General features: G+C 35.1%; 5 protein-coding genes. All 5 read right to left on the bottom strand.

Annotation, left to right across the window (positions count from 1 at the left end):
- Positions 1 to 97: 97 nt before the first annotated feature.
- Genes KTQ83_RS11435 through KTQ83_RS11415 form a run of 5 tightly spaced genes read right to left on the bottom strand, consistent with a single transcriptional unit; the run spans position 98 to position 3,613 of the window.
- The gene (locus KTQ83_RS11435; RefSeq protein ID WP_217256887.1) at positions 98 to 1,096 is read right to left on the bottom strand and encodes an SIS domain-containing protein; all 999 of its coding nucleotides are present in this window, start codon (positions 1,094 to 1,096) and stop codon (positions 98 to 100) included.
- Positions 1,097 to 1,124: 28 nt separating this feature from the next.
- The gene (locus tag KTQ83_RS11430; protein WP_217256886.1) at positions 1,125 to 1,943 is read right to left on the bottom strand and encodes a PTS system mannose/fructose/sorbose family transporter subunit IID; all 819 of its coding nucleotides are present in this window, start codon (positions 1,941 to 1,943) and stop codon (positions 1,125 to 1,127) included.
- On the bottom strand, positions 1,930 to 2,706 hold the full coding sequence (locus KTQ83_RS11425) for a PTS mannose/fructose/sorbose/N-acetylgalactosamine transporter subunit IIC (protein ID WP_118114703.1): 777 nt from the start codon (positions 2,704 to 2,706) through the stop codon (positions 1,930 to 1,932). The genes KTQ83_RS11430 and KTQ83_RS11425 overlap by 14 nt, the downstream gene beginning before the upstream one ends.
- A 10-nt stretch (positions 2,707 to 2,716) precedes the next feature.
- The gene (locus KTQ83_RS11420) at positions 2,717 to 3,184 is read right to left on the bottom strand and encodes a PTS sugar transporter subunit IIB (protein WP_217256885.1); all 468 of its coding nucleotides are present in this window, start codon (positions 3,182 to 3,184) and stop codon (positions 2,717 to 2,719) included.
- 15 nt (positions 3,185 to 3,199) lie between these two features.
- A complete protein-coding gene (locus tag KTQ83_RS11415; RefSeq protein WP_217256884.1) occupies positions 3,200 to 3,613 on the bottom strand; it encodes a PTS sugar transporter subunit IIA in 414 nt (137 codons plus the stop codon).
- Positions 3,614 to 3,740: the final 127 nt, after the last annotated feature.

Below are 3,740 nucleotides of genomic sequence, written 5' to 3'. Positions count from 1 at the left end.
TTTATATTTTCAAACTTTTTCATAAAAAATACTTGAATTTTATATAGTTAGCTCCCTAAACAACATATAAAAGGTGGAATGGTTCCACCTTTATATTTTAGTATTCTAATCTTCTGTAATAACGACGGATTTCCATTGGGTGACGAGTTTCGATTTCCATGTGAACGTCAATTCTGTTGTTTACAGCGTGCATTACGTGGTGAGATAAGTGTTTACGATATTTTTCACTAATTCCCTTTAATTCGTAATCTTTAGAGTCAATAATTGTGTAGTTTTCACAAATTCTTGGAATAAAGTTAGCTACACGCTCAGACAATGGACGTTGAGCATCTTCACCAATATAGATTGTAACTGGAGTTTCTTTAGTTACGATTTCAAACATACCATGGAAAAATTCATTAGATGAGATTGATTTAGTCTTTAACCATAATTGTTCTTCCCAATAGCACATTGCGTATGAGTAAGTAGCTCCCCATTGATTTCCAGCACCTACAAAGTAGTGCATTTCGTCATTCCAGTGTTTTTTAGCAAATTCAACAGCAAATGGTTCAGCTTTCTTTTCAACTTCTACTAAAGCTTGAGCCAAGTATTTGTCAAATTCTGCATACATATCTTCGTAGTCTTCGAATTCACCATTGTTGAACATGAAGCGGTCAGCAACCATGAAGAACTTTAATTGTTCGTTAACTGGATAAGAGATTTTGTAGTCTGCTAAGTCTAATAAGATAGCTTCTTTAGCATCAACAAATGAGATAACTGTAGCGCCAACTTCTGCTTTGATTTTTTTGATAGCATCAACAACTTCTTTAGTGTTTCCAGTTACAGAAGAGATAATAACAACTGTATCTTTAGTAATACGTTTGTTTCCTGTAGTTAAGTATTCAGCAGCATTTTCTGCCCAAGTTTCAATAGCACTCATCTCTTTCATGTGTACTGTAGCCTGCATAGAACTTGCCCAAGTACCACCAACACCTAACCAGCAAATGTTTGAATATCCACGTTCGCAGATTTCATCAACGATTTCGTTGATTTGAGGGCGTAGAGCCAATGCTCCATTTACGCTATCGATTTTTTCTTGTTCATTAAATTTAATCATTTTCTTTTCCTCCATTTATTTAAATTTATTAACAACCTAAGATACCAAAGAATGAGCCAATCAATCCGATTGCGACACACAATAACAACAATGTAGTTGTCTTAATATTTTTCTTTTTCAATAAATAGTAAACCAATAATGTGAATAATAATGGCATTAAACCAGGCATGATATTGTTGAATACATCATTTAATGTAGTTGCTTCATCACCAGAACCAAATGCCAATGGGAATTTGATTGAAACGTTTTCAGCAGTCATACCACCAACAACCATCAATCCTAAAACGCTTGCTGCATAAGTAAGTTTTGACATCAATCCATTTTCCTGGATCTTAGCCAAGAATCCACTACCTAATTTATAACCAGCATTCATTAAGTAATAACGTAATCCTTGAGCAGGAATATTGAAGATCAATAAGAATAAGATAGGTCCTAAGATATTTCCTTGATTCGCTAACGATAGACCAACACCAGTAGCGATAATACGTAATGTTCCCCAGATGAATGAATCACCAATACCAGCTAAAGGTCCCATCAATGAAACTTTTACACTGTTGATACTTTCTGTATCAAAATCAGGATTATTCGCATTGCTTTCTTCCATGGCAGCACTAATACCTAAAATCAATGTTGACAATTGAGGAGTCGTATTGAAGAATTCCAAGTGACGTTGCATAGCTGCAATTTGGTCTTCTTTATTTGAATACAATTTTTTGATTACTGGTAACATACAGTAGCAGTATGCCATGTTCATCTGTCTTTCATAGTTCCAGTCCCATTCCATTCCGAATGAACGCCAGAATACTTGATTTAATTCTTTTTTTGTTAATTTATTAGAAGTCGTCATCTTCGTCTAATCCTCCTTCTGTAGCTGTTTGAGCTGAATTGCTACGTAATTGAGTTAATACGATAGCGATGATAGCTCCAAAAATTGCGATTGCAGTTACTGGAATTCCTAAGTATACGCTTAATGCGAATCCTAAGAAGAAGAAACATGCAACTTCTTTGTCCATAATCATCATCAACAATAAGCCAAATCCAATTGCAGGTAATAAGCCCATTGTGATTTGTAAACCATTTGAGATCCATTCAGGAATTACATTTAATAAAGCCTGTACAGCAGGTCCACCTGCATAGTAACCACATGCTACGATAACACCAATAATCAAGTTAACACCGAAGAATCCACCTAAGAAGTGCATTCTAGCAACTCCTGCCATGTTTCCTTCAGCTGCATATGTATCCGCTTTGTGAACAAATGGAGGTAAAATAAATACCATTCCAACGTTCTTTGCGATTAAAACCAATGAAGCAACTGGTAAACCAACAGTTAATGCAGTTTCTGGTCCAGCTCCTGTAGTAATTGTGAAAGCTGTTCCTAATACGGTTCCTGAAATCATTTCAGGTGGAATACTAGCTCCGATTGAGAAAGCTCCCATAAATGCTAATTCTAATGTTGCCCCTAAAGTCACACCTGTTGGGATATCACCAAGTACAACGCCTGTTAAAGCTCCCATAACCAACGGTCTTGACAACAAGCTTGTACCGAACAAATATTCAGCATTTCCAAGCATTGCTACCAAGCCAAGTAAAATTGCTTGTAATAACATATTTCTCCTCCTATAATACTTTCTCTACGTTTACTGGATTATCTTCTGGAACCATCTGAATTGTTACATCCACACCTGATTCACATAATCCTTTTAAAATTGTTTCTTCTGCTGGAGTAATATTCATTGCCTTCGAAATATTACGAGTTTCAGCAGTAGCCTTAGTACCACCAAGATTTAATTTATTGATGTTGCACTCTTTACACAATCTTTCAGCATCCTTAATAGATTCAACTACAGTCAATAATTTGTATTTGTCTGTAACACCACTGTTGATCGCATTTACTGCATCATCCATATTTTTAATAACTAATTTAACACCACTTGGTTTTGCCAACTTAATTGATGTTTTTCTTAAATCATCTTTCATAACTGCATCGCACGCAATTAAGATACAATCTGCTTCAACTGCATTTTTCCAAGAAAAAGCAACTTGACCATGTAACAATCTGTGATCCACTCTTAATAATTTGATCATTTTTTTATCCTCCTATTAGAAATCTTCATCATCTTCGCTTGTCATACCATTCATAACTGTCATTCCCTCTTTAGCTGCTTCAATCAAATCGTTCGCATCTGCTAATTCAAGATTTTGGGCCAAGCTTTTCATTACTACATCTAATGCCAATCCCATGTTCATTCCTGAAAAAACCATTACATTATCCAATACTGCAAGTTTAGATAAAGCTGTGTGAACACTTCCACCTTTGATATCACACAAGATTACAATTTGTTCTTCACTTTCTTTTGCTTCTTTCAAAACTTCTTGATAAAAATCTTCAGGATTTTGTCCAGGAAGCAAGCTATATGTTTCTACATCCTTAGCTAAATCTCCAACGATCATAGAAACTGAATCTTTCATTCCTTTAGATAATCCTCCATGCGAGGCAAATATTACTCTACTCATTCATCTTTCTCCTTTCTGTATTACGTCATTCACTTATATACAAGCAAATATTGTGCCATAGAAATAAGTTTATAAAAAAAGCCCATCAAATCATATAAAATGATTTGTATGGGCGCTTTTCATTTGC

Source organism: Holdemanella porci, assembly GCF_019052655.1.
Taxonomy (GTDB): domain Bacteria; phylum Bacillota_I; class Bacilli_A; order Erysipelotrichales; family Erysipelotrichaceae; genus Holdemanella; species Holdemanella hominis.
The sequence above is the reverse complement of the archived record's forward strand: the minus strand, read 5'-3'. Positions and strand labels throughout refer to the sequence as shown.

Bases quoted from the DNA above. Each gene is read 5' to 3' on its own strand.
- KTQ83_RS11415 (WP_217256884.1), bottom strand. From the start codon at position 3,613: ATGAGTAGAGTAATATTTGCCTCGCATGGAGGATTATCTAAAGGAATG.
- KTQ83_RS11420 (WP_217256885.1), bottom strand. From the start codon at position 3,184: ATGATCAAATTATTAAGAGTGGATCACAGATTGTTACATGGTCAAGTT.
- KTQ83_RS11425 (WP_118114703.1), bottom strand. From the start codon at position 2,706: ATGTTATTACAAGCAATTTTACTTGGCTTGGTAGCAATGCTTGGAAAT.
- KTQ83_RS11430 (WP_217256886.1), bottom strand. From the start codon at position 1,943: ATGACGACTTCTAATAAATTAACAAAAAAAGAATTAAATCAAGTATTC.
- KTQ83_RS11435 (WP_217256887.1), bottom strand. From the start codon at position 1,096: ATGATTAAATTTAATGAACAAGAAAAAATCGATAGCGTAAATGGAGCA.